Source organism: Epilithonimonas sp. (assembly GCF_036780765.1).
In the GTDB taxonomy this organism is placed as follows: domain Bacteria; phylum Bacteroidota; class Bacteroidia; order Flavobacteriales; family Weeksellaceae; genus Epilithonimonas.
Genome location: NZ_DAIQCG010000002.1, coordinates 74,255 through 98,683 on the forward strand (window position 1 = coordinate 74,255; position 24,429 = coordinate 98,683).

The 24,429-nt window shown below is 36.0% G+C and carries 18 protein-coding genes; 13 read left to right on the forward strand and 5 right to left on the reverse strand.

The window, feature by feature from the left end:
* The 3 genes from V7P73_RS03835 to V7P73_RS03845 all read right to left on the reverse strand — a co-directional run bounded on the left by V7P73_RS03835 (nucleotide 1) and on the right by V7P73_RS03845 (nucleotide 3,007).
* Entirely contained in the window at nucleotides 1–1,047 is a 1,047-nt protein-coding gene (locus V7P73_RS03835; RefSeq protein WP_333852119.1) for an anhydro-N-acetylmuramic acid kinase, read from the reverse strand.
* 65 nt (nucleotides 1,048–1,112) lie between these two features.
* Complete coding sequence (lptC, locus tag V7P73_RS03840) at nucleotides 1,113–1,709, reverse strand: LPS export ABC transporter periplasmic protein LptC (RefSeq protein ID WP_442896956.1); 597 nt, start codon at nucleotides 1,707–1,709, stop codon at nucleotides 1,113–1,115.
* 20 nt (nucleotides 1,710–1,729) lie between these two features.
* Nucleotides 1,730–3,007 carry a hypothetical protein gene (locus V7P73_RS03845; RefSeq protein ID WP_333851641.1) on the reverse strand — a complete coding sequence of 426 codons (1,278 nt, stop codon included), beginning with the start codon at nucleotides 3,005–3,007 and terminating at the stop codon, nucleotides 1,730–1,732.
* A 209-nt stretch (nucleotides 3,008–3,216) separates the two neighbouring features.
* Between V7P73_RS03845 and V7P73_RS03850 the strand changes: the two genes are divergently transcribed.
* The 6 genes from V7P73_RS03850 (at nucleotide 3,217) to V7P73_RS03875 (ending at nucleotide 9,806) form a co-directional block, all read left to right on the forward strand.
* On the forward strand, nucleotides 3,217–4,323 hold the full coding sequence (locus V7P73_RS03850; protein WP_333851642.1) for a DNA polymerase III subunit: 1,107 nt from the start codon (nucleotides 3,217–3,219) through the stop codon (nucleotides 4,321–4,323).
* A gap of 214 nt (nucleotides 4,324–4,537) precedes the next feature.
* The gene (locus V7P73_RS03855; protein ID WP_313101752.1) at nucleotides 4,538–5,167 is read left to right on the forward strand and encodes a TetR/AcrR family transcriptional regulator; all 630 of its coding nucleotides are present in this window, start codon (nucleotides 4,538–4,540) and stop codon (nucleotides 5,165–5,167) included.
* Between the two features lie 31 nt (nucleotides 5,168–5,198).
* On the forward strand, nucleotides 5,199–6,497 hold the full coding sequence (locus V7P73_RS03860) for a TolC family protein (protein ID WP_333851643.1): 1,299 nt from the start codon (nucleotides 5,199–5,201) through the stop codon (nucleotides 6,495–6,497).
* Between the two features lie 22 nt (nucleotides 6,498–6,519).
* Nucleotides 6,520–7,635, forward strand: coding sequence for an HlyD family secretion protein (locus tag V7P73_RS03865; RefSeq protein ID WP_333851644.1), 1,116 nt, complete (start codon nucleotides 6,520–6,522; stop codon nucleotides 7,633–7,635).
* A gap of 78 nt (nucleotides 7,636–7,713) precedes the next feature.
* A complete protein-coding gene (locus tag V7P73_RS03870) occupies nucleotides 7,714–9,294 on the forward strand; it encodes a DHA2 family efflux MFS transporter permease subunit (protein WP_333851645.1) in 1,581 nt (526 codons plus the stop codon).
* Nucleotides 9,295–9,404: 110 nt separating this feature from the next.
* On the forward strand, nucleotides 9,405–9,806 hold the full coding sequence (locus V7P73_RS03875; RefSeq protein WP_333851646.1) for a hypothetical protein: 402 nt from the start codon (nucleotides 9,405–9,407) through the stop codon (nucleotides 9,804–9,806).
* 66 nt (nucleotides 9,807–9,872) lie between these two features.
* Here V7P73_RS03875 and V7P73_RS03880 read toward each other — a convergent pair whose 3' ends face one another.
* On the reverse strand, nucleotides 9,873–10,979 hold the full coding sequence (locus V7P73_RS03880; protein ID WP_333851647.1) for a leucine-rich repeat domain-containing protein: 1,107 nt from the start codon (nucleotides 10,977–10,979) through the stop codon (nucleotides 9,873–9,875).
* 88 nt (nucleotides 10,980–11,067) lie between these two features.
* Here V7P73_RS03880 and V7P73_RS03885 point away from each other — a divergent pair, with 88 nt between their 5' ends.
* Complete coding sequence (locus V7P73_RS03885) at nucleotides 11,068–11,628, forward strand: sugar O-acetyltransferase (protein WP_333851648.1); 561 nt, start codon at nucleotides 11,068–11,070, stop codon at nucleotides 11,626–11,628.
* Nucleotides 11,629–11,777: 149 nt separating this feature from the next.
* Here V7P73_RS03885 and ligA read toward each other — a convergent pair whose 3' ends face one another.
* Nucleotides 11,778–13,781, reverse strand: a complete 2,004-nt coding sequence (gene ligA, locus V7P73_RS03890) for an NAD-dependent DNA ligase LigA (protein ID WP_333851649.1) — start codon at nucleotides 13,779–13,781, stop codon at nucleotides 11,778–11,780.
* Nucleotides 13,782–13,983: 202 nt separating this feature from the next.
* On the opposite strand from ligA, the gene V7P73_RS03895 reads away from it, so the two are divergent.
* From V7P73_RS03895 to V7P73_RS03920, 6 genes are all read left to right on the forward strand, one after another.
* Complete coding sequence (locus V7P73_RS03895) at nucleotides 13,984–14,730, forward strand: glycerophosphodiester phosphodiesterase family protein (RefSeq protein WP_333851650.1); 747 nt, start codon at nucleotides 13,984–13,986, stop codon at nucleotides 14,728–14,730.
* Between the two features lie 324 nt (nucleotides 14,731–15,054).
* Nucleotides 15,055–18,033 carry a SusC/RagA family TonB-linked outer membrane protein gene (locus tag V7P73_RS03900; RefSeq protein WP_333851651.1) on the forward strand — a complete coding sequence of 993 codons (2,979 nt, stop codon included), beginning with the start codon at nucleotides 15,055–15,057 and terminating at the stop codon, nucleotides 18,031–18,033.
* A gap of 11 nt (nucleotides 18,034–18,044) precedes the next feature.
* Complete coding sequence (locus tag V7P73_RS03905) at nucleotides 18,045–19,499, forward strand: SusD/RagB family nutrient-binding outer membrane lipoprotein (RefSeq protein WP_333851652.1); 1,455 nt, start codon at nucleotides 18,045–18,047, stop codon at nucleotides 19,497–19,499.
* 24 nt (nucleotides 19,500–19,523) lie between these two features.
* The gene (locus V7P73_RS03910) at nucleotides 19,524–21,107 is read left to right on the forward strand and encodes a calcineurin-like phosphoesterase C-terminal domain-containing protein (RefSeq protein ID WP_333851653.1); all 1,584 of its coding nucleotides are present in this window, start codon (nucleotides 19,524–19,526) and stop codon (nucleotides 21,105–21,107) included.
* A 162-nt stretch (nucleotides 21,108–21,269) separates the two neighbouring features.
* Nucleotides 21,270–21,983 carry a 3-ketoacyl-ACP reductase gene (locus V7P73_RS03915; RefSeq protein WP_312763167.1) on the forward strand — a complete coding sequence of 238 codons (714 nt, stop codon included), beginning with the start codon at nucleotides 21,270–21,272 and terminating at the stop codon, nucleotides 21,981–21,983.
* Nucleotides 21,984–22,495: 512 nt separating this feature from the next.
* The gene (locus tag V7P73_RS03920) at nucleotides 22,496–24,064 is read left to right on the forward strand and encodes a M20/M25/M40 family metallo-hydrolase (protein WP_333852120.1); all 1,569 of its coding nucleotides are present in this window, start codon (nucleotides 22,496–22,498) and stop codon (nucleotides 24,062–24,064) included.
* Nucleotides 24,065–24,429 lie beyond the last annotated feature (365 nt).

Genomic DNA, 24,429 nt, shown 5'->3' on the forward strand with positions numbered 1-24,429 from the left:
CTAGCAAACCAAACCAGAAGAATGGTCGTACAAACTTCCAGTTGCGGATGACAAAACATTATTGAGATTCTGTAATCTCAAAACGCTCATAAAAGCAAAAATCAAAGCTTCTTTGTATTCAATAATTTCCTTTTTTGGAATTTGGATTTCGGTTTTGGTCTTTGCTTTTATCTTTTCAATAAGATAACTATTGTAAGTTCCACCTCCTGTAATTAAGATTTTTTTTACCTCAAATTCATCCAATATTTTAGCAATTTGAACAGCAGAATGTTCTGTGAAGCTTGCCAAAAGATCTTCTGTTTTTTGAGTTTTTATTAATGGTAAAACTTGTTCGTTAATCCATTCTATTCCCAAAGATTTTGGTGCTTTTTCCTGATAGAATTTGAGTTGATTTAATTGATCAAGAAGTTCATAATCAATTAATCCATTTCTTGCCAGATCTCCATTGTCGTCAAATTTTTTCCCGAGTTTCAAAGCCAAATCATTCAGAATAATATTGACGGGACAAATATCGAAAGCGATTCGTTTTCCATTTCGTTTCAAAGAAATATTAGAAAATCCGCCAAGATTAAGACAAGCATCAAATTCCGAAAACAACAGTTCATCACCAATTGGAACCAAAGGCGCTCCATTTCCTCCCAGAATCACATCTTGACTTCGGAAATCATAGACAACCGTTTTATTGGTTTTTGATTTAATAGCTCTTCCATCTCCAATTTGTAAAGTGAATTTGTTTTTTGGCTGATGAAAAACCGTGTGACCGTGTGAAGCAATCAAATCAAGATTGATGATTTTATGTTTTGAAATGAATTCTGAAGTTTTTTCTCCAAGATAAAATCCATAATCAACATTCAATTTTAGAACTTCCTCGCTGGAGAGATTCACGGCATTTCTCAAAGATTGTTCCCAATCAGAAGAATAAGGAAGTGTTTCACAATTCAGAATTTCGAAGTTCCAGGCAGAATCTGTTTGAGTAAATTTTGCATAACAAATATCCAATCCATCCAAACTAGTTCCAGACATTAAACCAATGGCGTAAAAATTCAGTTGTTCCAAATTTGTATAGATTTATGGTGAAAGCTATCGACAAAATGCCATCAGCTAATCGCAATTTACTTGCTGGCTGCAGGCAAATTCGAAGAGGTGAAACTTCCGGAATTGTTGAAAAAAGTATATTCGGAGAAGTCATCTTTAGCAACCATTCCGTGAGCGCCAACAAGAATGTTTCCGTCTTTATCCGAAACAAAAACAGTGTCTTTGGTGTACATCGTATGTTTGTTTTGATCCCAGTTAATGGTTTCTGTCACAAAAGTTTGACCTTCAGTTGTTATGATTTTCACTCGTCCTTTTGCGAAATAGAAATTCTTTTTGATATCGTTTCTGGCATATTTTGCCCAAATTTTTCCTGGCTCTTTTGACTTTTTATCAAAAAATTCCAGATAAATTCCTTTTTTAGCTTCTACATAAGGCGAGTCTATCAACTCATATTTTTCTATCAAAGGCGCACGGAAGTTAACCTTAACTTGCCCAGAATCTTTCTGGATAATATTGCCGTTGTAGATAACCTGAGATGCAAAATTGGTCTTTTTCTTTTCGTTACTAACCTTCGCAATATCTTCTTCGCAAGACTGAATAAGAAAAAACATCAGCAACAAAATGAATCGTTGTGATGTTTTAAGTTTAAATATTTTTGAATAATAATCCTTCATAGATTATCAAAGTACTTTCATTAGTTGTATAGGCGCTTCGCAAACCACTTGTCTGCAAAGTTGATCCCAATCCTCAAATTTATGAAATTTTGTCGAATTAAATTGTTATCCAGAGTTCCTCTTTTTCCAACCTCAATTCCAAGATCGATGCTATTCATACGGTTGATAGTACTTTTCTGGAAAGGAAGTGTAACACCCGCAGTGATCGCATATTTGTTGATGTTGGTTCCGTTCAACTGTAAACCTCCTTTTTCATAGTAAGCACCGTAGCGGTAGATAACTCTTGAGAAATATGAACGGAAGTTATTATAATTTGGTAAATACCAACCTCCGACAGAATATCTGTAAGAGTCCTGATAGAAAATTGGTGAACCAAGGAAGTTGATGCTTTCACCTTTTTTATAGTCTAGCTGTGCACTCAAAAACCATTTGGTATCTTTACCATAACCTAAACCAAGAGAAGCTTCTTGAGGAAGGAATTTCTTGTCATAATTAACCTGTTCATCTATAATAGTTTCACCAGCTTTGGTTTCTCCAAGTAGATAATAATAGGTACTGTTAGTATAAGTGTTTTTCAAAGTTCCACTGTTACCAATAGTATAAGTGGCACCAACCGTCAGCTTATGATTGTTTTCCAGCTTTTTCTGGTAAGTTGTTCCCAATGTAAAATTGAACGCACTCACTCTATAGCTATTAGAATAACCACTGATTAATTCTGCTCCAGTAAAAGCAGATTCTTCTATATCATACAACTTTCCGAAATAGAAATTAGATCTAAGACCTAACGCAAATTCTGAGTTGATTTGATAAGAAAGTGCTGCCTGAATAGTATTCAAAGAACCTTCTCCGTGGAAATTGGTCACTTGTGTTACTTCGCTATTTGGTAAAGCTTGGCTTTTTACGATATCATAACTTTTAGAGCTAAAAGGCTGGAAACCCATCCCGAATTTCACCTTTCTGGAAATAGGGAAAGCTATCGATATATTAGATAGATATGTCGAATGTTTGTTCGATTTTATATTATTAAAGTCAGATCTGTAATAATTATTTTCGTTTGTGCCCTCTACTTTCAAAGTGGTAAGTTCCAAGTTGGTATTCGCAGCTGGGTTTCGGAAATTAAAATTATTATTAAAGTCCCAAATGTAAGCCGTGGAAATGCCTCCCATTGAACTAATATCGACTGTGTTATCATATTTTACATCTCCAATTCCGTAAGCTCCGTATGGCGAATTACCTATACTTTGAGCGTTTAGGAAATATCCAGCTACCAATGATGATAAAACAAAAATTCTCTTCATCCTTTAAAATTTCAATGCGCAAATATCTTAATTAATAATGAATTGCAAAAATATATTTGGGTTAAAGTTTGTTAAGTACCTTCGATAGATTAATGTTATTTTCCGATAGTTGGTAAAGATTATTAGATTACCTCGTTTTTTAACAGATTTGCCGAAAAACTTCTGACATCTGGCACCCGACTTCTAACGAAAATATTATCTTTGCTCGTATGAAATGGGAACAAGTTATCGGTCAGCAAACTATAAAGAATCTACTAAAAGATAGTATTCAGGATTCTAGAGTAGGGCACGCACAGCTTTTCGTAGGAGAAGAAGGTTTTGGTGTTTTACCTTTGGCTTTGGCAATGGCTCAGGAGATTTTTGAAAAAGAAAATCCAGCATCTGTTCATAAGGTTGAGAATCTTAACCATCTCGATCTGCATTTCAGTTTTCCGGTTTTTACAGAAAATAAAAACTCTCTTAGCAAAAGACTTTTTGATCAATGGAGAGAATTTATTTTAGAAAATCCTTATTCATCTTTTGATGATTGGACAAGTTTTTTGGAATCAGAGAACAAACAGTTTTTTATTTCTGCAGACGAAGCGGAAGAAATTGGACAAAGATTCAACCTGAAAAGTTTTGAAGGTGGAAGTAAAATCCTGATTGTCTGGAGAGCGGACAAAATGAACGATGCTGCTGCTAATAAAATTCTGAAATTCTTGGAGGAACCTCCAAAAAATACATTTATCATTCTTTGCGCACCAAGTACCAATGATATCTTACCAACGATTTTATCAAGATGTCAAATCGTCAATATTCCAAGAATTAATGATGAAGATATTTTAGAAAAACTTAGAAGTCATAATTCTGCAAAAGAAATTGCTTATCAGGCACAAGGCGACTGGAATTTGGCTAAATCATTGTCAGAAAATAACGAAGGCGCGTCGGAATTCGAAACTTTATTTATCCAATGGGTTAGGAATGCTTTTCAGGCAAAAAAGAAACCCGAAGTTCTACGCGAAATTGTAAAATGGGCGCGCCAAATCTCCGAATGGAACCGGGAAAAACAAATGAAATTCCTCAGTTATTGTATTGAGGTTTTTCGTCTGGCGATGCTTCAAAATTACGGAAATGATAATCTAGTTTATAAAAAATTGAATAAAGGAAACTTCAATTGGCAATCTTTTTCCAAGTTCATTCACGGTGCTAATATCGTTTCGATTGTCGAAGAAATCACAGATGCATCTTACCATATTTCCAGAAATGCCAATTCTAAAATTGTGTTAACGGATATGGGGATTAAATTGACTCGATACATTCATAAAACTGCTTCTTAACCGAACTGATTTTTTTTCACATTTCTTATCAATCATAATTGATGATATGTTTTCTTGTACAAATATTTTCTTTTAAAATATAGTTGTAATCTGCCTCTATTCAATGTTTTGAGATTATAGACAAATTCAATAAACTTTTAATGAAAAATTAATCAAACAAATGTTTGATTGAATATATTTTTTGATTTAACTTTGCCCTGTCAAAAAATCAATTATGCCAACAAAAGAAGAACATATTATGATGGTTGCGGAGAAACTCTTCGCTGCCAATGGTTATAATGGGACTTCGGTGAGGGATATTGCAGCCAAAGCAAAGGTCAATGTTTCTATGATTTCTTATTATTTTGGGTCAAAAGAAAATCTGTTAGAAGAACTTTTCAAATGGAGAATGGATGAAGGATTAAATTTTGCTAAAAATATTTTAGAAAATGATGAACTGAGCGAAATCCAGAAACTTGAAAGTTTTGTAGATAATTTTGTGAGCCGCGTTCAGAGGCTCAGAGATTTTTTTCTTCTGGTACATACTCAGCAGGTTATTAGCCATAATAAAAGCATTCAGAATTTTTTGAAGGATTATAAAATCAATTATATAGAAATCAATCAAAAGATTATTGAACAAGGTCTGGAAAAAGGGATTTTTACAAAAAAACCTTCTTATCATCTTTTACAATGTACCATTTCGGGAACTATTTTCAATGCGATGCACGGGATGAAGATGTATAAAGAATATCTAAAGAAACAGAAGTCTGATTTTGACGAGAAACATTACGAGAATCAATATTTCCAAGAAGCATCTGACCACGTAAAAACGATTATCAGAGCGCTGGTTGGTTATCAAGGATAATAATTACACAACTATAACAATAATTACTAAAGTGAATAAATTTTTTGCAACAGTATTCTTAATAATGACTTTCGCCTCAGTTTCTGCACAGGAAAAAAGAGTTTTGAGTCTGGAAGAAGCTGTGAAATTAGGAATAGCGAATAGCAAAAATCTAAAAATAGATCAAGCTAAAATAGAAGAATCTACGGCCAATCTATTGGCAGCGAAAAATAGACAGTTACCGGAACTGACGGTTTCTGGAAGTTATTTGTATTTGCCTTTTGAACCGAATGTAGATTTGAAAATTGCAGGAATGTCTGGAGGCGGACCAAAAGTGAGCAATGTGCTTTATGGTTCTGCTAATCTATCGGTGCCAATCTATTCTGGAGGAAGAATCAAGTACGGAATCCAGTCTGCGGAATACCTTGTTGAAGCTTCGAAACTAACTTCTGAAAACGACAAGAACGCGATTGCGTACAATATTTCTCAGGCTTACAATAATCTTTTCAAAGCAAATGAAGTGGTGAAATTGTTGAAGGAAAACTTGGCGTCTTCACAGAAAAGAGACCAATCTTTCTTCAAATTAGAAAACAATGGCGTGATTGCAAGAAATGACCGTTTGAAAGCACAGCTTCAGACTTCTAACATCGAATTACAATTGATGGAAGCAGAGAACAATTACAACATTGCCAATATCAATATGGATTTGCTTCTTGGACTTCCTGACAATACAGAAATCGAGGTTGATTCTAATTATATCGGAGCAGATGACCTTGGGAAACCGGATGATTATTATTTGAATTTAGCCAGAGAAAACAGAAATGATTTGAAAGCAATAGATTATCAAAGAAAAGCAGCGGCGCTTGGAACCAAATCTGCAAAAGCAGAAAACCTTCCTTCGTTAGCTTTCACAGGTGGTTACGTTGCAGCGGATATTCCTAAACTTTTGACAATCACAAATGCCGTGAACGTGGGTGTTGGAATTCAATATAATCTTTCTAATATTTGGAAAAAGAATTCGAGTTATGTTCAATCGAAAGCCAAAGAACAGGAATTGGCAGCAACGAATGATTTGCTAAATGATAATGTAACATTAGAAGTAAAACGTGATTATCAGAATGACTTGTATGCACACAAGAAAATCGATGTTTATCAAAGAGCATTGGAGCAGGCGGAAGAAAATTACAGAATCACGCTTAATAAATATAACAATGGTTTAGAAACCATTACCAATCTTTTGGATGCTGATACTGCGAGAATCACAGCAAACGTTAATGTGGTTACTTCTAAAGCGGATGCAGCGCTGGCTCACAAAAAATTATTACAAACTACTGGAATTATCAATAACTAATTATATATAAACTATAAATAAAATGGCACAAGACAATATAAAATTCGAACAAGGAGAAATCCCTGTTAAAAAGAAAAAGAGCCCTGTATTCTACGTTGTAGTTGCGGTTGCGGTTTTAGGAGCTGCTTTCTTTGGTGTTAGAGAATACCAATATAGTCAGACTCACGAAGAAACTGATGATGCTCAAATCGCAGCAGATGTAAGCCCAGTGATTTCTAAAATCTCTGGTTATATCTCAGAAGTTAAAGTTAAAGACAATCAATTTGTTAAAAAAGGAGATACATTAATTATCCTTGATAACAGAGATCAATCTATGGCGTTATCTCAGGCAGAAGCAGCTTTGGGAACAGCTCAGAGTAACGTTTCTTCAGCTCAGGCAGGTTCAGAAGCTGCAAAATCAGGAATTGGTAATTCCAGAGCGGCTGTTCAGACTGCTAATGCACAAATCGAAGCAGCAAAAGTAAACGTTTGGAGAACAGAGCAGGATATGAAAAGATATTCAGAATTGGTAAAAGACCATTCTATCACTCAACAACAATATGAGCAAGCAGTTGCTGCTTATCAAACAGCTCAAAAACAATTACAAGTTTTAGCTGACCAGAAGAATCAAGCGAGTGTTCAGACAGGCGTTGTGACTTCTCAATCTAACGCAACTTATCAAAATATCGGCGTTGCCAATTCTCAATTGAAGCAAAGACAAGTAGATGTAGAAAATGCAAAATTGAATCTTTCTTATACTGTGATTACAGCTAAAGAAAATGGTTATGTTTCTAAAATCCCTGTGCAGGTAGGTCAGTTTATCCAAGCTGGTTCACAATTGTTCAGTATTGTGTTGAGTAACCAAAAATGGGTTGTTGCGAATTATAAAGAAACTCAGGTTGAGAAAATGGTTGAAGGTCAGAAAGTAGAAATCGAGATTGATGCTTATCCGGGACAGAAATTCCAAGGGACAATCAGTTCATTCTCTCCGGCTACTGGTTCTGCGTTTGCATTGCTTCCTCCGGATAACGCTAGTGGTAACTTCGTAAAAGTAGTTCAGAGATTGCCTATCAAGATTACGTTTGACAACCTTAATGAAGATATTATGAAGAAACTTCGCGTAGGAATGAACGTTCAAACTGTAGTTTCATTAAAATAAAAATAAGGAAGCTGGAAGTCGGAAATGTGAAGTTTTAAAACCTCCATCCTCCAACTTCCATCTCCCAAATCAGAAATTATGCAAGACGATTCATTAGTAGAATATGGATTTCGCAGGGTAATTGTTACCATTACCGCTATCGTTTGTGCGCTTCTGGAAATTGTGGATTCCACGATTGTGAATGTAGCACTGAACGAAATGAAAGGTAATCTGGGGGCAACGTTGTCCGAAGTAGGCTGGGTAATTACCGCTTACGCCATCGGAAACGTGATTATTGTTCCGATGACGAGCTGGCTGTCTCAGCAGTTTGGACGCCGAAATTACTTTGCTGCATCCATCATTATATTCACAGTTTTCTCTTTTCTCTGCGGTAATGCGACCAACATTTGGGAACTCGTATTTTTCAGATTGATGCAAGGGATTGGTGGTGGAGCACTTTTGGTAACTTCACAAACCATTATTACAGAATCTTACCCTATCGAGAAAAGAAGTATGGCTCAGGCTATCTATGGTTTGGGTGTTATTATTGGTCCAACTTTGGGGCCGCCGTTGGGTGGTTACATTGTAGATAACTACAGCTGGCCGTTTATTTTTTACATCAATATTCCGTTGGGGATTATCGCTACATTACTGACTTTGCAGTTTGTCAAAAGTCCGCGTTATGCAGAAAAAAGGTCAGCATCCGATGTCGATTGGCTCGGGATTGCGCTGTTGGCAGCGTTTGTAGGATCTTTACAATATATTTTGGAAAGAGGTCACGAAGACGATTGGTTTGACAGCAAAGCGATTGTTGTGCTAACCATCACTGCCGTTGTAGGTTTTATACTCTTTATCTGGCGGGAACTAACCTTCAAATATCCTATTGTGGAACTTCGGGTTCTCAAAAATGGTAATTTGAGAATTGGTACGGTGATGTCCTTTATTTTAGGCTTTGGTTTGTATGGCTCTACCTTTATTGTTCCGCTTTACACGCAGAGTATTCTGGGGTGGACGGCTTTACAGTCCGGTGCATTGATGATTCCTGCTGCGTTGACCACTGCTTTTATGATGCCAATCATCGGAAAACTTTTGACCAAAGGTGTTAAGCAACAGTTGTTGGTAGCATTAGGATTATTAATATTCTTCATTTATAGTTTCTGGGGTTACAAAATCATCACGCCGGACACCGGGAAAGATGCTTTCTTCTGGATGCTGATTGTTAGAGGTATGGGACTCGGGTTATTATTCATCCCGATTACATCACTATCATTGAGTACACTGAAAGGCCCTGAGATTGGACAAGGTGCAGCATTCACTGGGATGATGCGTCAGTTGGGTGGTTCATTTGGTATCGCAGCAATTACAACGTTCATTGCCAATAGAAGTCAACTTTACAGAAGTAATCTTGTCGCGCATTTGGATGTTAACGATTTGGACGTTCAGCAGCGTATCGCAGGACTCAAAGCCAGCTTTATGGCAAAAGGGATGTCAGCGGACAAAGCACTTCAATCAGCTTATAAAATCCTTGATTATGGCGTAACAAAACAGGCAACAGTATTATCATATATGGATGTTTTTCTCTATTTGGGATTGATGTTCCTGATATGTATTCCGTTTGTATTGTTCGTGAGAGAAAGAAAAGGCAAAGGCGAGAAAATCGACCTAAGCTCAGTACATTAATATTTATTTTATAGTTATTTGTGGAAACTCAGAACCTTTATTGGTTCTGAGTTTTTTTTTGGCATCGATTTTATTGTTTACTGCTAAACAATCCACTAAAAATCAAACTTATGCTACCATTGTTATCCCAAATAATTCATTTGTTTCTCATTGCCATTCCAGTGGCGTGTATTGCCTGGACGGTCACACACGAAGAAATATTTCGCGAGCCTAGAGAATATTGTCAGAAAATATGTACCAATACACCATCTATCGCAAAAAGAAAATTCTTTTACCTTTTCACTTGTGAATATTGCTTCAGTCATTATATCAGTATCCTCTTTTTGATGATAACCAATTTCCAGCTCTTGTATGATGGATGGCGTGGCTATTTATTGGCGTTTTTTTCAATCGTGTGGATTGCCAATTGGTATATGAGCCTGTTCGGTTACCTGAGACAAAGCTTGAAAGTAGAGAAAATTGAGGCAAAGATGAAGGACAAAGATCTGAAAGAGATGGAAAATATGGATTAAGCTATCTAGCCATCACTAGTGTGGTAATGGTTGCATTCTCATTTTGCAAATCTTGGTACTGGAAAACTATTTGAATTCTAATTCTGCATTTGGTAATAAATTCTTCATTCTCTCTTGTTCTGACTTATCAAAATTATTTCCGTTTAACCAAAACGTTTTTACCTGAGTTAACTTTTCAAATCCTTGTGGCATCTTTGATAATCCTGATGACGGCAGTCCAATTCTTTTTAAACTTTTAATTTTTGAGATTATTCCGAAAGTTTCAGTCCAATTAAAATCTTTTAATGAAACAAGTCCTAATTGTTCCAAATTGGATAGTTGCGAGATACTGACTGGAACAGTTTTCAAAGGGTTAACGCCAATTGAAAGCCTATTAAGCTTTTTTAGATTTGAAATTTCTGTAGGTATTTCAGCGATTTTGTTTCCTTCTATCTCTAATTCTTTTAGGTTGGTCAATTGCCAAATTGGTTTTAAATTTTCTGTTTCCAGTTTGTTATTCCTCAATGATAATTTCTCAAGATTTTGTAATAGTGATAATTCATTTGGTAAAGACTTTATTCTATTACCTTCAAGATTTAAAACTTTTAGATTTGTTAAGTTCATAATTTGTGGAGAGATATTTTCAACTTTACTATACCACATAATTACATATTTAAGATTTTTCAGTTTTGATAAATCGGTTGGAAAATCAACTAAATTATTGTAACTTAAATCAATTGATTCTAATCTCGGTAAATCAAATTCATTGAGATTTAGATTCGATATTTTATTACCAAATAGTCTTATATATACAAGATTAAGATTTAAAATACTTTTAGGAATTTCTGTAAAATTGTTATCATCCAACCAAATTTCTTTGAGATTTTTAAGTTCTGCAATATTATTTGGTAAATCTGAAAGATTGTTTTCTTGGAGATAAATCGTTTTAAGTTTTTTGTTGTTTTTGAGAATTGAAAAAGATTGAACTAAATCTAAATTAGGATTATGTCTCAAATCGATTTCTTCTAGATTAATATAAGCAGAAATTTCCTCTGCTAGGATATTTAGATTTTTATCTGATAAATCTAGATTTTTAACTTTTTTAGGATTTTTATTAGCTTCTTCCAAAGAATTGAAATCTTGTGATATAACTGATATATTAATTAAGAAAAAAAATAATAGAATTACTTTCATTTAATTTTAAGTTTAAAATGGTTATTAATCAGTATTGATAATGTGTGGGAAAGCCATTATTTTTGTTTTGTCATAATGTAAAAATACAATGAATAATCTAAACGAAAAAGAGAAAATGCTCTCTGGGGAATTATACGACGCAGGCGATGCAACTTTGGTAGAGGAAAGACAAAGAAGCAAAGATTTGTGCTTCCGTTACAATCAGATTCAGCCTTCTAAAATGAAGGAGCGAAAAGGCATTATCAAAACACTTTTCGGCAAAACTGAGAAAATGTTCCTGATAGAGCAACCATTCTATTGCGATTATGGTTATAACATAGAAATCGGAGAAAACTTCTACACCAACGTGAATGTTGTGATTCTCGACTGTGCCAAAGTAACTTTCGGAGATAATGTTTTCATTGCCCCAAACTGTGGATTCTATACCGTAAATCATCCTCTAGATGTAGAAACCAGAAACAAGGGTTTGGAATATGCACTTCCTATTACAGTTGGAAATAACGTTTGGATTGGTGCTGGTTGCAGCATTCTTCCTGGCGTTACAATTGGCGATAATGCAGTCATTGGAGCTGGAAGTGTAGTTGTAAAAGATATTCCTGCTAATGTTTTAGCCGTGGGAAATCCTTGTAAAGTCATCAAAGAAATTTAGAAAATCAACCACAAAAGTCACAAAAGTTTTACAATTAAAAAATAAAATCTATGATTTTAAAACCTTAGTGTCCTTTCTATAGTCTCAAAATTAATTTAAAAACTTAAGTGTTTATTTTTGTGTATTTTGTGGTTTTATTGTTTTAAGTTTTATCCAATCAAATCCAAAAACTGCTGTTCATCCAGAATAGTAATCGTTCCGATATCCTGCGCTTTTTTTAGTTTGCTACCGGCTTTTTCGCCAACAACCAGATAGTTGAGGTTTTTAGAAACGGCAGAAATGTTTTTTCCATTATGTTTTTCCACCATTTCTTCCGCCTGTTCTCTTGTGAAAAGCGATAATTTTCCAGTGAAAAGGAACGTTTTTCCTTCCAAAACATTAGACAAAACTTCATTCGTATTTTCGCCTTTTTCTAACTGAACGCCATAAGATTTCAAACGTTCAATCATCAGGATATTTTCGCTATTCTGAAAAAAGTGTGTGATGCTGACTGCGATTTTCATTCCGATATCTTCAACCTGACAAAGTTCTTCTGCGGTTGCATTTTTCAATTCGTCAATAGATGAAAAATTCTTTACCAATTTCTTTGCAACTGTTTCCCCAACGTGTTTGATACCAATTCCGAACAATACTTTTTCAAACGGAACTTCTTTGGATTTTTCAATGCCGTCCAAAATATTCTGAGCCGATTTTTCAGCCATTCTTTCGAGTGGAAGAAGCTGTTCTTTTGTCAAAGTATAAAAATCAGCAGGATTTTCAATGAGTTTTTCTCTGTAAAGTTGTTCGATAGTCTCTCCACCAAGATTCTCAATATTCAACGCTTTTCTGGAAACATAATGAATCATCCTTCCCACAACTTGTGGCGGACAATGCAATTCATTTGGACAAAAATGAATCGCTTGGTCTTCGATTTTTACCAGTTCGGTTCCACATTCAGGACAATTTTTAATGTATTCGATTGGCGTTTGTAGAAGCGTTCGTTTCTCTGTGTTCACGCCAACAATCTTCGGAATGATCTCGCCACCTTTTTCTACATAAACAAAATCGTGGTCGTGCAAATCCAATTTTTTGATGATATCTTCATTATGAAGAGAAGCTCTTTTTACGGTTGTTCCGGCCAACAAAACTGGTTTCAGATTGGCAACAGGCGTTATCGCTCCGGTTCTTCCAACTTGGTAAGAAACACTTAAAAGTTCCGTTTCCACTTTTTCTGCTTTGAATTTGTAAGCCATTGCCCAACGTGGCGATTTGGCTGTAAAACCCAACTGTCTTTGTTGTTTCAATGAATTAACTTTCAAAACAATTCCGTCAATTTCAAAAGGTAATTTGTGTCTTTCCGTGTCCCAAAACGTGATGAATTCTTTTACTTCATCCAATGTTTTACACAACTTCGCTTGGTCTTCTGAAACTCGGAAACCCCAATTTTTGGCTTTTGCTAAGATTTCCCAATGCGTATCTGCAGGGAATTCATCCGAAATATATTGATACAAAACTGCCGAAAGTCCACGTTTTCTTACCTCTCCCGAATCTTGCATTTTCAAACTTCCGCTGGCAGTATTTCTAGGATTCATAAACAAATCCAAACCTTCTTCCTCACGGATTTTATTGATTTTATCAAAGTTTTTTCTTGTTAGATAAATTTCGCCTCGGATAAAAAATCGATTCGGAAAATCGCCTTTCAAAGTCAAAGGGATATCGGAAATTGTTCTCACATTATTAGTGATTTCATCGCCCTGAAAACCATCGCCACGTGTTACAGCCTGAGATAATTTTCCATTTTCATACAGAATGGAAATCGAAGCACCGTCATATTTTAATTCAGCAACAAATTCAACCGGTTCATCAATGGTTTTGATGATTCGTTTTTCCCAATCTTCAAGGTCATCAAAATCATAAGAATTGTCCAAAGAATACATCCTGTATTGATGTTGAACGGTTGGAAAATTCTTCGTGATTCCACCTCCAACACGCAAAGTCGGAGAATTGGCATCAAAAAATTCCGGATGCGCTGCCTCCAAATCCTGAAGTTCTTTCAATTTCTCATCAAATTCAAAATCAGAAATTGTATTATTATCAAGAACATAATAATTGTAATTATGCTGATGAAGTTCTTCTCTCAGAGATTCTATCTTTTGCTGAATGTTTTCGGACATTGTGGGAAATATTTAACGCAAAAATAACTAAAACAAGCAGAAAGACTGAAAATAAAATGAGTAATTTGGCTCAATAATGAAACCCCATAGGCACATAGATTTTATTTTTTTTAGCTTTGTTAAGTTTCACGCCTTTGTGAAGCTGTAATACTGTTTAATAATCAAAAAAACTTTGTGCGCTTTATGTTAAAAATTTATAAAAATGAAGAAAATATTTTGTAGTTTAACCTTTGTTACGGCTATGTTTATCAACGCTCAAACTCAGATTATTGCCCATCGTGGTTTTTGGAATACACAGCCGAAAACGTCTGAAAACTCTATCAAAGCTTTAGAAAATGCTCAGAGATTAAAAATTTACGGATCCGAATTCGATGTCAGAATGACGAAAGATGGGAAATTGGTTATCAATCACGATGAACATCACGGTAAAATGATTATTGAAGAAACCGATTTCAGGGATCTGAGGAAATTAAAGCTTTCGAATGGTGAAAAGTTACCGACTTTAAAAGATTATTTGAGACAAGGAAAGAAAGATCCGTCTTTAATGATGATTATCGAAATTAAGCCCGTGAAATCACAAGAAAAGGAAAACGAGATTGTGGCAAAAACAATCAGGATGGTGCAAGATATGAAGCTTGACTCCCAAAGCGAATTCATTTCCTTTAGCTTGAATGTTTGTAAAGAAATTAAAAAAGTTGAACCAAAATTCAAAGTACAATATCTTAATGGAGAATTGTCTCCTGATCAAATCAAAAATGAAGGTTTGGACGGATTGGATTATCATTACAGTGTGTTCCAGAAAAATCCGGCTTGGATCCAGGAAGCAAAAGCTTTAGGACTAATCACCAATTCCTGGACGGTAAATGATGTAAAAATTTATAACGAATTAAAATCTCAGGGAATCGGATTTATTACAACCAATATTCCAGATCAGCTGAAAGGGAAGTAATTTAATTACAAATATTCTAAATATAAATCTGTCTTGCTTGGGGCAGATTTTTTTTTGTCTAAATAAATGAAATTTTAAACAAATAAATGTTTGTGGTGGTGGGGTATCTTTATTTTATCGGGAAAAGACAATAAAGTTAGATAAATTAAGTCGCGAATTAACATTAAAAATCATTCATGTTTTTAAACAACTGTTTATTAAAAGTTTATGTGTTGTTGTTAATCATAAATTAATATGTTATTTAAAAATTCTTTAAAATATGTTAAAATCGTGTTAAAGCTATGCTTATTATAGCGATATAATTTTGCGCAAACAAAAAAATGTATGCGTAAAGAGACTCAAAAACTGCTTCTATTATCCATTCTCGGATTGGTTAGCGTCCAAATGGCGGCTCAACAGCAGGTGAAAAAAGACACGGTGAAAACCATTGATGAAGTTGTGGTAACGGCTTTAGGAATTAAAAGACAGAATAAAGCTTTGGGATATTCTACCGAAACCATCAATTCCGAACAGCTTTTGAGAACCCAGAATAACCACTGGACAGGTGCTTTGGAAGGGAAAGTTGCCGGATTGAAAATTCAGACTGCAGGTGCAGGTCCATTAGCAACTCCAAGAATTACGTTAAGAGGAGATGTTTCGATGAATGGTTTTGATGACCAGGCTTTGATCGTTTTAGACGGAGTTCCGATGAATTCCAGAACCGTTGGAACAGGAACACCTGCTTATGGTGCAGGCTCTGGAGGTGATGTACCAATTGATTACGGAAATGACCTGAACAGTATAAATCCTGATGATATTGAAAGTATTACGGTTCTGAAAGGGCCGACAGCTGCTGCATTATACGGTTCCAGAGGAGCTAAGGGGGCAATCATGATTACCACAAAGTCAGGGAAGACTAAACAGGGCAGAATTCAGGTGTCTTTGAACTCTTACACAAGTTTCGATTCTGTATTAAAATGGCCGGACTATCAGTATGAATATGGGCAGGGAACAATGCAGAAAAACCAGCAGGGAGAATATTTTTATTCTTACCAAGCTTCAGCTGACGGGGTAAATACAGGTTCTACAAGCAGTGCTTTCGGTCCAAGATTTAGTGGACAGAGCTATTTTCAATATGATCCTACCGTTCAGGGGCAGAGCAAAGAAAGACAGGCGTGGAGACCTTATACAAATAATATCAAAGATTTTTGGGAAGTTGGAACAACATACTCCAATAATCTTTCAATAGAAAGCTCAAATGATAAGACAGCTTTCAGAACATCACTTTCTTATCTTAATAATGAGTGGATGATGCCTAATACAGGACTTAACCGATGGAGTGCAGCAGTATCAGTAGATCATAAAATCAATGAGAAGCTTAAAACAAATGTAAAATTATCGTATAATCAGACGAAGAGTGATAATCTTCCTGCAACAGGGTATAATAACCAGTCTATTTCTTACTTTATGATTTTCCAGAATCCAAATGTAGATTTAGCATGGTATAAGCCCATCTGGAAAACGGGGCAGGAGCAGGTGGACCAGATTCATCCGTTCAGTTCATATATTGATAATCCGTACCTGATTGCTTATGAAATGACCAATAGTCTGAATAAGAAAAACATCACCGGAAATATCAGTTTAAACTATCAAATAAATAAACATTTTGATGTACTATTGAGATCCGGAATGATTTGGAATGATGAAATACGTACCCAAAGAAGACCGTGGAGTTCGGCCAATTACCTACAAGGGTATTATCGCGAACAATATGTAAACGGACTGAATTTCAATAATGATCTCATGATCAACTATAAAAATACATTCGGAGCAATTAATTTTTCAGCAACTTTGGGAGGAGGTTCACAATATGAAGAGCAGGTTACCAAAGATTATTTTGCTTTAGGATTAAAAAAAGCTGGTGTGTATAATCTCACCAATGCCGTGACTCAACGTTTTGATATTCCGACACCTTTTGATAAACAGGTAAATAGTGCATATGGTTTAGCTACTTTTAGCTATCAGGATAAGATCTTTTTAGACGTTACAGCCAGAAACGACTGGAGCAGTACGCTCCCGAAAGCCAATCGTTCTTATTTTTATCCTTCTGTGGCATCATCATTTATTCTTTCAGATATTTTTAATCTTAAAAGCAATAAATTCAATTACTGGAAGCTTAGGGCTTCATGGTCAAAAGTAGGAAATGATACTAATCCTTATCAGCTTCAGAATTATTACAATCCAAGTTTATCGTTTCCGGGGTCAGTTGAATTATCAAGCAAGTTCCTGAATCCTAATCTGAGACCCGAGATGATTACCAATGTTGAAGCAGGAATGGATGTCAGTCTTTTCAATAACAGATTGAACTATAATATTACACTATATCAGAGTAATTCTGTAGACCAGATAATCAGGAATGTACCTGTTCTATGGGAAACCGGATATTCACAAAGAGTGATAAACTCGGGTGAAATCAGAAACAGAGGGGTAGAAATGATGCTGAATGCTTATCCTGTAAAAAATAAAAATTTCTCATGGAACATTTCTGCAAACTGGTCTCTGAACAGAAACGAAATTCTTTCCTTACCTGAAGAATTTCAGGGAGAGCCTTATGTGATGGGAAGTGTAGGCGGAGCGGTTTATTACAACGCTGTTGTTGGAGGTTCTATTGGTGATATGTATGGTTATGGGCTTATGTACTCGCCGGATGGACAGGTTATTTACGGAGCCGACGGACTTACCGCAAAACCCTCTCAGATGAAAAAGATAGGAAATGCATTTCCGAAATGGAGAGCAGGTCTTCAGAATGAATTCAGATACAAAAATATTACCCTGAGCTTTTCGTTCGACGGTCAGTATAAAGGAGTTGCTTATTCACAATCGCATCATAAGATGTCGGAGCAGGGTAAACTTATGCACACTCTGGAAGGAAGAGACAATCCGGGAGGTTTAATTATTGGGCAAGGTGTTGTTCAGAATGCAGACGGTTCATATTCGCCTAATACGAAAGGGATTTTAGCTTCAACATATTATGGTGATTATTACAGAAGAGCAAACGTAGAAACCAATACTTTCGATACTTCGTTTATTAAATTAAGAGATGCGAGAATCTCTTATTCATTCCCAAGATCAATTACGGAACCTTTAAAAATAACAGATCTTACACTTGCTCTTTTCGGAAAAAATCTTTGGATGTGGACGAAATTTCCATTGTTTGATCCGGAGGTTGCCACATTGGATAATGCTACAATTACTCCCGGAGTAGAGATGGGGCAATTGCCAACCGCAAGGACTGTAGGCTTTCAACTTAATGTAAAATTCTAATTTTTTTAAACATGAAAAAATCAATATTTAAATATTTCATTATGGCGGGTTTAGCTTTTACGGCAGCTTCCTGCGACAGAAGCTTTGATGAAATAAATCTTGACGACAGTAAAATCTATGAACCGGAAGTTTCGGGTTTTTTAGCTCCTGTTCAGTACAATATGGCTTCGGTAGGATACTTAAGGGCTAATGATTTTACTTTTGATATCATGCAGGTGTCTCTGGATTTTCCTAACGAAGGAAACACACTGAGCAGATACAATATTACAGAAAACACAGGTGCCGGTTTTTGGAACAATAGCTACAAGTGGATCAAGCAGGTTTATGATATGAGAAAGGCAGCTGTTGAAAGTAATGACAAGAATTATGAAGCAATTGCTCTGATCTTGAACGCATGGATCTATTCTAACCTTACAGATACTTATGGTGATGTGCCTTTTTCTGAGGCGTCCAGACTTGATGAAGGAATTTCCCAGCCAAAATTTGATCAGCAGAAAAACATTTATATACAATTACTGGATGATCTGAAAAAAGCAAACTCTCTATTTGTTACAACAAAACCCATTACCGGAACGGATCTTTTTTACAATGCCGGAAACGATACAAACGGAATCAGCAACTGGAAAAAATTCGGGAATTCTCTTTCTTTAAGGCTGCTTACAAGGATTCTGAAAAGAAACGGGGAAATAAACGTACACGAAAGAATTCAGGAAATTATTAATAATCCTTCTACCTATCCTATTTTTCTGAGTAATGCAGAAAGTGCCAAGGTAAACATCACCGGAGCTGCGCCTCTTATGCCTCCGATTGCAAGACCCCAAGATTTTACAACAGGAAGAGCAGCTTCAGAATTTTTTGTAGAAACACTGAAAGCGAATAACGACCCTCGTATGTCAATGTTTTTTAGTCAGGCTAAAGATCTTGTACCTCCTCAGGCAAATATCGGATACAAAGGTGCACCTTCAGGATATGCCTACGGAACTGTTTTCAATTATCAGCCATCCAATATGAATCAGAATCTGGCAAAAGGACCTTTGAATATCTTGATTTTACCATACGCAGAAGTTCAGTTTATTCTTTCAGAATTAGCTTTTAAAGGAATAATTTCCGGAAATGCTCAGACTTTTTACGAAAATGGGGTAAAAGCAACCATCGAGCAATGGGGATCAACGATGCCTGCAAATTATTTTGCAAATCCGAATGTAGCCTACAACGGAACATTGGAAAGAATAATGCTTCAAAAATATGTGGCTTTATTTTTTGTAGACCAGCAGCAGTGGTTCGAAAAAAGGAGAACAGGTTATCCGGTACTTCCAAATAACGGGGGACTTCTAAACAATGGGATAATGCCTTCAAGGTTAATGTATCCTCCCAATCCCAGAGTTCTGAATACAACAAATTATCAGGCAGCGGTTCAGCAGATGGGTGGTGATAATATTAACATAAAAATGTGGTGGAATCAATAATCTTTAATCTAAAATATAATTGTAATGAAATTTAAACTCATCATACCTTCATTGTTTATTTCTGCGATGGCTTTTTCTCAAACATCGGTTTCAGGATACGTTTTTGAAGATATTAATAAAAATCAGAAAAAAGAAAACCAGGAAAAAGGAATCGCAGGAGTAGCAGTTTCCAACGGTGCGCAGGTAGTTTTGACGGATAAAAAAGGAAAATATAGCCTGCCGATTACAGATGGACAAACAATTTTCGTGATCAAACCATCGGGTTATATGGTTGCTTTAAATCAGAATAATTTACCGCAATATTATTATCAGTACAAGCCGAATGGCTCCCCCACAGATTTTAAATATAAAGGTTCTGCACCAACGGGAACACTCCCAAAGGAATTAAATTTTGCATTGTATAAACAAAACGAAAGCAAAAATTTTGATATTCTGGTTTTTGGTGATCCACAGCCTTACACAGAAAAACAGCTTGACTACTTCAAAAGAGCAATTGTAAACGAAGTAAAATCTACAAAAAATAATGCTGTTTTCGGAATCACTTTAGGAGATTTGGTAGGTGATAATTTGAGTTTGCAGAAACCTTATGCAGACGTAATGAAAGAAATAGGTCTTCCGTGGTACAACGTGATGGGAAATCATGATATGAATTACGATGCCAAAGAAGATGCTCTTTCAGACGAAACTTTTGAAGCTAATTTTGGTCCTGCCAACTATTCTTTTAATTACGGAAATGTTCATTTCATTGTCTTAGATGATATTCTTTATCCGGATCCTAGAGACGCTAAGGGCTATTGGGGAGGTTTCCGGGAAGATCAGATGCAATTTATAGAGAATGATTTAAAATATGTAGATAAAAACAAGTTGGTTGTAGTTTCCTTCCACATTCCATTAGACCATACAAATGAAGATAACTTCAGAAATGCAGACCGCCAGAAATTATTTGATGCATTAACACCATTTAAAAATGCTTTACTGCTTTCTGCGCATACCCATATTCAACAGCAGATTTTCTACGGAAAAGTTCAGGGTTGGAACGGTTCAAAAGATCTTCATGAATACAATGTAGGAACAACTTGCGGCGATTGGTGGTCCGGGACATCGGATGAAATCGGTTTGCCGACTTCCACTATGAGAGATGGTACAGCAAAAGGATATTCTTTTATCAGTTTTAATGATAATCAGTATCAAGTAAGATACAAAACGGCAGGAAAACCTGAAGATCATCAGATTCAGCTGTACGTTCCAAAAGTAATTCCTTTCCCATCCAAAACGTCTGCCAAGATTTTGGCTAATTTCTTTATGGGAAGCAAAAAAGATAAAGTACAATACCGAATTGACGGTGGAAAATGGGAGGAAATGGAATACAGCGAAACCATCGATCCGAACTTTGCAAATGCTGTTTTCAAATGGGACGCTACAGACAAGCTTTTCCCGGGAAGAAGGCCTTCAAATCCTGAACAGTCAAAACACATCTGGATCGGAGGGTTTGGAAATAAACTTTCTTTAGGCAGGCATAAAGTTGAGGTAAAAGCACAGGATATGTACGGAAACGAGTTTACTGCTTCAGAAAATTTCGAAGTGCAGGATCAGATTATTATTCCATAAACTAATTTTCAATTTTTATATATTACTTTCAAAAACCAGCTTATTCGTAGGCTGGTTTTATTTTAAATAGAATTTTTCAATGATTAATTTATGTTAAATCATAACCTATAATATTGCTGTTAAACAATCCTTTGGTAAATTTGTGCCTCGAAATTAAAGAATATGAATTTAAAAGGTAAAAACGCCATCATCACAGGTGGTGGAAGAGGTCTTGGAAGAGCTGTTGCTCAGGCATTAGCGAATGAAGGCGTTAATATAGGGATCACAGGAAGAAACGAAAATTATCTTAAAATAGCAGCCAACGAACTGAAAGAAACTGGTGTAAAAGTCGCTTACGCCGTTTTCAACGTCGATAACGAACTGGAAGTAAAAGCCGGAATCGAATCTCTTGCAAATGAATTAGGAGGAATCGACATTCTGGTTAATAATGCAGGAGTTGGTGATTTTGGTTCTATTGAAGAGATGCCGTCTGAGACTTGGGAACAAGTTATCAAAACCAATCTTTTTGGTGTTTATTACACAGCCAAAGCCGTTTATCCATTTTTGAAAGAAAAAGGACAAGGTGACATCGTGAATGTCGCTTCCACAGCAGGATTGAAAGGTGGACCTAATATGTCTGCCTACGCGGCTTCAAAAGCAGCAGTGGTTTCACTTTCGCAATCGATGTTGGCGGAATGGAGAAAGCAGAATATCCGTGTGATTACACTGACTCCAAGCACGATAGCTTCAGAAATGAGTATTAATGGCGGTTTGACAGATGGCAATCCAGACAAAGTTCTTCAGCCGGAAGATTTTGCAGAATGGGTGAGAGACATCCTGAAAATGAACCGCAGAGCAATGATTGCTAATGCATCTATTTTCTCGACCAATCCGTAAAATAAAAATTATTAGGGCAGCTTAATCCGCCTTCCGCTCCCAATCTTTTTTGCAAACGATTTCAGTTTAAATAGAACTTGAAGCACACGCAAAAAAGGATTTCCGCTCAAGTAGGGCTGCAGTTTCGCCATAGAAGAAGAGTATTTTTCCAATATAATATTTGTCATTCCATAGGAATCTAAGAAACTTTTAGATGCCAATGGAATGACATTTTTATTTAATATTAAATCTGGAAAATTAGCCAAATCAGCGTGATATTAACAGATCGCACCTACGGAGCTTTAATTTTTTATAATACTTCTAAACTATTAACAGTTATGCTCCTGTGGAAGCTGTATATAGTCTCAAAGAGACGTTCTGCTAATAGAAAAATATACACCTCAAATAACAAAGCTCCGTAGGAGCGACCTGTTATTTGATCCCTTAAACATTAAATTCTTAATCTGTTTTATTCTTTTTATCGGGCAACAATGATTGATAATCTTTATCTTTATCAGAATCAAATCAAAGATATGAAGAGAAACTCATTTTTAGCAATGTCTGCAGTTTTCTTTGCAGCCCAAATCACTTTAGTCAACGCTCAAAACAAATCCGAAGAAAAACTCAATCCAATCGTTCAAAGTTTTGTTAATGAAGCCAATGATAATTCCCAGTTGGAAAATATGGCTTTCGAACTTTTGGACGGCATCGGACCGCGTCTTGTTGGAACACCTGAGATGTTGGCTGCAAACAATTATACGGCTGATAAACTGAAATCTTGGGGAATCGATGCTAATCTTCAGCAATTCGGAACGTGGAAAGGTTGGCAGCGTGGAACTACACACGTAGATTTGGTTTATCCAAGAACCAAAACCTTGTCTGCAACCCAATTAGCGTGGAGTCCGGCAACTAAAAAAGCAGTAGAAGCAGAAGTCGTAATTCTTCCAAAAGTATCTTCCAAAGCGGAGTTTGATAAATGGTTGCCTTCTGCAAAAGGAAAAATTGTTTTGATGGCTCAATATCAGAAAATCGGTCGTTCTGATGAACAGATTAAAGAATTTGCAACACCAGAATTATATGAAAAACTGAAAGCTGAAAAAGAGCAGGCTAAAAAAGATTTCGCAAATTATATCAAAACAATCGGTTATGATAATACAACCTTGCCAGAAGCTCTGGAAAAAGCAGGAGCTGCTGGACTTGCGATTTCCAACTGGACAGGAATTCACAGCACCAATCGTGTTTTTGGAGCTAAGACCAAATCAATTCCAATGTTCGATATCGATTTAGAAGATTACGGAATGTTGTATAGAATGGCAGAAAAAGGCGCAAAACCGAGAATCAAAGTAGATGCACAATCCAAAGTTTTACCAGAAGCTAAATCCTTTAACACCATCGGAATGATAAAAGGTTCGGAAAAACCGAATGAATATGTGATTCTTTCTGCTCATCTCGATTCCTGGGATGGCGCACAAGGTGCGACTGACAACGGGACAGGAACTCTGACAATGCTGGAAACAATGAGAATCCTCAAAAAATATTATCCCAATCCAAAACGTACCATTGTTGTTGGACTTTGGGGAAGTGAGGAACAAGGTCTGAATGGTTCAAGAGGTTTTGTTGCTGATAATCCGGAAATCATCAAAGGTGTGCAGGCGGTTTTCAATCAAGATAATGGAACGGGTAGAGTAGTAGATATCAGTGGACAGGGTTTCAAAGATTCTTATGCTTATATCGGAAGATGGCTGGATGCAGCACCTAAAAAAGTGAAAGACCAAATCAAAAGTACTTTTCCGGGAATGCCGGGAGGTGGCGGTTCCGACCACGCATCGTTTGTGGCAGCAGGAGTTCCAGGATTTTCTTTGAGTTCGCTTAACTGGGGATATTTCGGTTACACTTGGCACACGACCAAAGATACTTATGACAAAATCGTTTTTGATGAGTTGAAAAATAATGTGATCCTGACAGCGACTTTAGCTTATATGGCGTCGGAAGATCCAGAATTCACGAGCCGTGAAAAACGAGTGATGCCGAATGATGATAAAGGTGCTGTGACCAAATGGCCAGAAGCAAGAGAGCCAAAAAGAAGCAGTAAAGACTATTAATCTTATAAAAATTAGAAGTTAGAGTTTAGGAATTAGACTTGGCTTTGAAGTAAAAAAGAAAGCGACAATCATTCGTCGCTTTTTTAGTTTTGTTAGGTTAAGGATTTAATTAAAAATATTTAATCAGTGGACTATTACTTTTACGTTTGTATTCTGAGAGTAGCTTCAAAACAGAAGTAATACAACCCCAATCCTGGATAATATAAAATCGAACGATGATACTTGGTAAAGTTCAGAAAAGACATCACTGTTTTCACGAAAGGATCCTGTACAGATCCATCGATAGTTTCGCCATAGATAATAAACCTCGAATAATCAATATTAAAATTAAGCTTGATAATCCTAAAAGATTGAGCATCTTCATT

Excerpts from the sequence above, each read along its gene's own strand:
- lptC (WP_442896956.1), bottom strand. The coding sequence starts at position 1,709 with ATGAAGGATTATTATTCAAAAATATTTAAACTTAAAACATCACAACGA.
- V7P73_RS03845 (WP_333851641.1), bottom strand. The coding sequence starts at position 3,007 with ATGAAGAGAATTTTTGTTTTATCATCATTGGTAGCTGGATATTTCCTA.
- V7P73_RS03850 (WP_333851642.1), top strand. The coding sequence starts at position 3,217 with ATGAAATGGGAACAAGTTATCGGTCAGCAAACTATAAAGAATCTACTA.
- V7P73_RS03855 (WP_313101752.1), top strand. The coding sequence starts at position 4,538 with ATGCCAACAAAAGAAGAACATATTATGATGGTTGCGGAGAAACTCTTC.
- V7P73_RS03865 (WP_333851644.1), top strand. The coding sequence starts at position 6,520 with ATGGCACAAGACAATATAAAATTCGAACAAGGAGAAATCCCTGTTAAA.
- V7P73_RS03870 (WP_333851645.1), top strand. The coding sequence starts at position 7,714 with ATGCAAGACGATTCATTAGTAGAATATGGATTTCGCAGGGTAATTGTT.
- V7P73_RS03875 (WP_333851646.1), top strand. The coding sequence starts at position 9,405 with ATGCTACCATTGTTATCCCAAATAATTCATTTGTTTCTCATTGCCATT.
- V7P73_RS03880 (WP_333851647.1), bottom strand. The coding sequence starts at position 10,979 with ATGAAAGTAATTCTATTATTTTTTTTCTTAATTAATATATCAGTTATA.
- V7P73_RS03885 (WP_333851648.1), top strand. The coding sequence starts at position 11,068 with ATGAATAATCTAAACGAAAAAGAGAAAATGCTCTCTGGGGAATTATAC.
- ligA (WP_333851649.1), bottom strand. The coding sequence starts at position 13,781 with ATGTCCGAAAACATTCAGCAAAAGATAGAATCTCTGAGAGAAGAACTT.
- V7P73_RS03895 (WP_333851650.1), top strand. The coding sequence starts at position 13,984 with ATGAAGAAAATATTTTGTAGTTTAACCTTTGTTACGGCTATGTTTATC.
- V7P73_RS03900 (WP_333851651.1), top strand. The coding sequence starts at position 15,055 with ATGCGTAAAGAGACTCAAAAACTGCTTCTATTATCCATTCTCGGATTG.
- V7P73_RS03905 (WP_333851652.1), top strand. The coding sequence starts at position 18,045 with ATGAAAAAATCAATATTTAAATATTTCATTATGGCGGGTTTAGCTTTT.
- V7P73_RS03910 (WP_333851653.1), top strand. The coding sequence starts at position 19,524 with ATGAAATTTAAACTCATCATACCTTCATTGTTTATTTCTGCGATGGCT.
- V7P73_RS03915 (WP_312763167.1), top strand. The coding sequence starts at position 21,270 with ATGAATTTAAAAGGTAAAAACGCCATCATCACAGGTGGTGGAAGAGGT.
- V7P73_RS03920 (WP_333852120.1), top strand. The coding sequence starts at position 22,496 with ATGAAGAGAAACTCATTTTTAGCAATGTCTGCAGTTTTCTTTGCAGCC.